General features: G+C 59.6%; 4 protein-coding genes. All 4 read right to left on the bottom strand.

The window, feature by feature from the left end; translation table 11 throughout:
- Nucleotides 1–231: 231 nt before the first annotated feature.
- On the bottom strand, nt 232–2,925 hold the full coding sequence (locus tag OXS27_RS31560) for an EAL domain-containing protein (protein ID WP_267361596.1): 2,694 nt from the start codon (nt 2,923–2,925) through the stop codon (nt 232–234).
- Nucleotides 2,926–3,061: 136 nt separating this feature from the next.
- Entirely contained in the window at nt 3,062–3,235 is a 174-nt protein-coding gene (locus tag OXS27_RS31555) for a hypothetical protein (protein ID WP_243927435.1), read from the bottom strand.
- Between the two features lie 204 nt (nt 3,236–3,439).
- Entirely contained in the window at nt 3,440–4,330 is an 891-nt protein-coding gene (locus OXS27_RS31550) for an alpha/beta hydrolase (RefSeq protein WP_267361595.1), read from the bottom strand.
- 333 nt (nt 4,331–4,663) lie between these two features.
- A partial coding sequence (locus tag OXS27_RS31545; RefSeq protein ID WP_267361594.1) for a response regulator occupies nt 4,664–5,422 on the bottom strand: 759 nt, incomplete at its 5' end.

The raw sequence follows: 5,422 nt of genomic DNA, 5'->3' as shown, positions 1-5,422 counted from the left end.
ATGCAGCATCGCGAAGTTTGGGCTTTTGCCGCGTGACGGTCTGGCTGCGCCATTGGGTGTTTGTCGAAAATTGCCAGAAAACGGCCTGGGGACGAGGAGCCCGGTTCATCCTTGAAGCTTGGTCACCCGCGGCCGGCACGCTCGCCTCGTGGCTGCGTTCATCGGCTCCCCAGATGATTGGACTTCGGCATGATGCCAACCCACAAGTAAGTCGGAGATGTTATGGCACAGCTATGCGACGCGAAGATCCTCTGTGGGCAAGATGAGCAGGCGGTACGCTACGATCGGCATAGGTCGGCCGGATAAGTAACCCTGGATCTCCGCGCAGCCGTGCTCCCGCAGGAACGTCAGCTGTTCTTCGGTTTCGATGCCCTCCGCAAGCACCGTGACTCCCAGGCTCTCGCCGAGGCTGATGATGGCGCGGACGATAGCGCTACCTTTGCTCGTCAAACCGATCTGCGCAACGAACGACCGGTCGATCTTGATTTTGTCAAAGGCAAACGTCTGGAGCGTCGCTAGCGAAGAGTAGCCCGTCCCAAAATCATCCATTGAAATGCGCACCCCTAATCCCTTCAGATCATGAAGCGCATCCAGGGAGCGGGCCGAGCTTTTCAAGAACAAGGTCTCGGTCACCTCAAGCTCAAGACGGTTTGGCTTTAGGCCCGTCTCTCTAAGCACAGAACGGACCGTGTCGCACAGGCCGCTTTGCTGGAATTGGGCGATCGATAGATTGACAGCGATATCGAGGGGCCGTGCCCACGATGCTGCTTCGTGGCAAGACTCACGCAGCACCCACTCACCAAGTGGCAGGATTAACCCGGTTTCCTCTGCCAGAGGGATGAATTCAGCCGGCGAAATTGGGCCCCGCATCGGATGAGTCCACCTAAGAAGTGCTTCGAAGCCCGATACTTCGTTCGAAAGGAGCGCGAATTGCGGCTGATAGTGCAGCTCCAGCTGTTCGGTGCCAATGGCTGCACGCAGATCCAGCGCCAATTGGTGGCGTTCACGAGCTGCCACGTCCATAGACGGATCGAAGAAGCAGTAAATTCCTTTGCCGGCAGCTTTGGCTTGAACCAACGCCATGTCGGATGCGGACAAAAGCTGCTCATAAGCAGCCGCGTCGCCGGGGAACGTCGCGATGCCGATGCTGCACCCTATGTCGATCAAACGTCCGCCGTCGAGGTAGGATGCACCAAGGGCGTCTACGATGGATTGCGCGGCCGTGGCTGGCGTCCTCACATCATCAAGCCCAGCAGCGAGCACAGCGAACTCGTCGCCGCCGAGGCGGGCTGCGACGCAGCGTCCGTCAAGCAGCCCACGCAGACGTGCGGCGACCTCTTGAAGAATACGGTCACCGGTGGGGTGGCCGAACAGATCGTTGACCTGTTTGAAGCCATCGAGATCGAGACAAAGCAGCGCCAACTGTGCGCCCGTCTTGGCGCAGAGCGCTATTTCCCGCGCGACCACCTCCTCGAACTGCACGCGGTTCGGAAGTTGGGTCAAAGCATCGTGTCGCGCGAGAAAGCGCACTCGCTTCTCGCTGCGACGCAGTGCTGAGACATCCTCGTGGGTACAGATCCACCCACCGCCGGGGACACAGACCCGGAGGACGTTGATCTCGCGTTCGTCGGCCAAACGAACAACCGTGGCGGTTTGCGGCGATCCGTCCGCTGTCGGGGGGGAAATGACCATGTCCCATTCCTCCGCAGGCCCCCCACGTCGCGCGAGAATGAGCTGCCGAAGTTCGTGGGATGTCGTGCCTGCCTGTTGGAGATGAAGCGGAACGGCATACAAATCGGCGAAGCGTTCGTTCATCACGACAAGGCGCCCATCGCCGTCGAACAGGCAAAGACCTTGCGCCATGTTGTCGAGAGCAATGCCGAAGCGTTCGTATTGCGCACGCAGCTTCTGCTCGCCTCGAGCACGCTCCTCGGCCCGTGCAACACGCCGTTCAGCTCGGGCTCGCCTCAAGACAAGCAGCAACAGAGTGCCAAGGCAGACGATAAGCAGTGCCGCCCCCGTTGCTAAGACGACAGCCTGCCTACGAAACGGGGCGAGGCTCGCTTCCGTCGTACGGCTGATACTCAGGATCATAGGGTAGCGGACAAGTGCTCGCGTCGCGATGAGCCGTTCTTTCCCATCAATCGGACTGACATTACGGAGGAAGCCGCCCATTGGGTCCGTATTAGCGATCAGCGCAGCCCCCGTCGTCGGGAAGATTTTGCCAACGACATCAGCCCGAGTGGGATGGCGCACGAGCAACATGCCGTCATTACGAAAGACAGAGACCACGGCATCGTCGGACGGTGTAATCTGCTGATAGAGGTACTCGAAATAGCCGAGCTCTACCGCACCAAGCACAAGGCCAAGAAAGCGTCCGTCGGCGGCCGTGACCTTTCTTGCGACGTAAATGGTCCAAGCGCCGTTGCCGCGATTCTGGACCGGCTCGCTGATGAAACGCTGGAGCTTGCGGTCGGCAGCCAGCGCCCTGAAATAATCTCGGTCCGCAATGTTGACATCGGGAATCGGCCAGTAGCGGCTGAAATTGAGAAGCTTACCGTCACCGTCGACAATAGTGATGGCGTTGACCTGTGGCAGCGCCGCGATACGGGCGCGGAGAGACGTATGGAGGTCATGTCGAGCTACCACCACAGCGTAATCCGCAGGTGTCTCGACGTGCGCCTCGTGCAAATCCTGAATGATTGCTTCCTGAACCATCTCCATGGCCTGCAGGGAGCGGTCAGCTTGGTCGGCCAGGACCTTGGAAAGCCCAACGATGCTGCGTTCTACATCTTGAATTGCCTGTTGATGCATATCGGCGACGAGCAGCGTGGCGCCCGTAGCGATCACGGCGGTCAAAACCACGAAATAGGCAACAAGCGCCACGATGGAACGCGACGCGAACAGAGACCGAAGCATCAGCACGCGCAAGACTCTTTTCAGCCTAACTCATCTCGTTTTATAGACGCCATGGGTAGAATTTATTATAAAGCTAAGTCGCTACGTGCGCATTGTATATAGAACGGAAATTGATGAATTAAGACTTACCAGCAGAAGCGAATCACGACACTGTCAACTCGGCGTCGTCACCGCCACTCGCTCCCATCCAGCGGCTGACAAATCCAGTGATGCGGATGCGCGGCACAGGCGGCATCGTCTGGAACCAATCGACTAAGTCATGCGTCTCGGCACGTTTCGACGATAGCAGGATGACGCAGGCAAGGGCAGTGGCCACCGCTTACTCTCGGCGACCCGCACTTCTTAATCTGGTCCCTGCAAAGCCCGTACGCGACCACCTTTCGGATGTCTGCTTATCGTCTCGTGGGTATCGGTGGCGGACCAGCCGCTTCCCACCCATAGCAGCCGTCGCGCTTCCGGCCCTATCCGACAATCGCCGACGGTAATTCGGTCCCGAAAAGCGGAGGCCGTCTCCACCCAACTAAGCTCGCAGCGTCTCCTGGCGGAAGCGAAGGATTGCGCGAGCAACCGCATCCGGTTCTTCACGCGGCGGGAAATGACCAACGGCAGTTAAGACCAATCGCTCGTAGCGGTTCTCAAACCAGCGGGCATCGTCAGCCGGGGCCGACGGCGGGTCGCACGCGTCAGCATCCCCTTGGATCATCAACGTCGGAACGCGGAGTTTGCCGGTGCGGGCAATCGTCTGATCGACGCCCGCATATCGCTCGTCGACGGCCTCAGGCAGCCACCGAGACCGATAGCCGTGAAGCGTGATCGCTACCCAGTCAGGATTGAGGAAGCTCTCGGCCGCTCGAACGAACGCGGCCTCCTCGTACCACCCGGCAGGCGACCAGCTAACCCATTGCGCCCGAGCAAAGCCGATCGGGTCTGCCCGCACCCGCTCCGCGCCGCCATCGGCATTCATGTACCACTGATACCACCAACGACGCGCCTGCTTGAAATCCGGTGTCTCGAATCGACCGAAGGGTGCGTAGCCTATGGCGAGCACCGCGATCATTTCGAGCCGGTCTGGGATAAGCGCTGCCAAGTTGTAGGCCGCTCGGCCACCCCAATCGTGCCCAATGACCGTACATCGTTCGATGCCCAGACCATTCAGAAGATCGATAGCGTCCTGCGCAAGAACGAGCGCCCTGCCGTCGCGCAACGTCTCATTTGATAAGAACTGCGTGCCGCCGAAGCCGCGCAACCACGGAGCGATCGTGCGGAGACCGGCGTCGTGCAAATGTTGCTGAACGCTCACCATCCCAGACGGATCATCCGGCCAACCATGAAGCACAAGGACGGGCGGACCGTCGGGCGGTCCGCCTTCGTTGTAGCCGACGTCGAGAACGCCAGTCCGGAAACGCTTCATCTCACACTCCGTACTGCGTGCCATGAGGAAATTAAGCGGGTCGAATCGAGTTCTTAACGTCCCCTGTACGGCAGGACCCTCACGAAAGCTGCCCGACTGCTTTCCACCCAACCCCGCCGTTCAGAGTCGCTTTGTAACGCAACTTGATTTGGCCATAAGCGGCAGGTTCATCGCCGAGAACGACGACGGAGCATGCGCACCGTCCCGAGCAAATATGGATCGGGATTCTTCACAGCTTATGTGTGGATTTTCTGGATCGGAAAAATATTTGATAGAATCATTATTGCAGTTTGCTACCAAAGAAGCCGATAGAGCGCCCATATTCCTGAGCAATCAACCCGCATGACTCAAAGTTGGTTCAGACCGAATGGTGGCGATACGGGCGACGGTTTCGGATGAGCGGGCGCGCAGGACTTCTAGAAGTACTGTATGGTCCTCTTTCGACCGGCAAACGGTTTCGACTTCTCTGCAAAGCGTTGCGAGTGAAGCGAAGCCCACCATGCTCGTAGCCGACACCATCGCGTGCGCATCCTCGGCGATCTGCTTGCGGTCGTGGGAGTGGGAGGACGGTCCGAACCGCTGGGTGAGTTCATCCGCCAGCATCGCAAGCAGGCCGACCATGCGCTCGTGGCCGACCATATCGCGCATCTCGTTGAAGACGGAGCTGTCGAGGCCGGAGATCACTGCCGCGTGTGCTCCCTCCGAGGCCCAGCGATCGACCGCCGAGAGGAGCGCGTCTTGCCGAAACGGCTTGCCGATGTGATCGTCCATGCCCGCGGCGCGGAACTCTGCCACCTGTTCCGGCAGAACGTTGGCCGTCATAGCCACGATCGGCATGCGCGCGGCAGCACCCTCCAGGGCACGGATGTGCCGCGTGGCGCTCATGCCGTCCATTCCCGGCATCTGGATGTCCATCAGCACGAGGTCGTATGTCTTGACCTTTACCGCAGCCACCGCCGCGGCGCCGTCGCTGACCACGTCTACACTATGCCCGGCGCGTTCCAGGATCGCTCGGGCGAGATCCTGGTTCAGCGGAACATCCTCGGCCAACAACAGGCGTCGGCCCAAGCGACCACTGGAGTTGGATGAGGG

Origin of the sequence: Methylobacterium sp. GC_Met_3 (assembly GCF_026540775.1) — a bacterium.
GTDB lineage: Bacteria > Pseudomonadota > Alphaproteobacteria > Rhizobiales > Beijerinckiaceae > Methylobacterium.
Note: the sequence above shows the minus strand (reverse complement) of the source record. Positions and strands in the feature narration are given on the sequence as shown.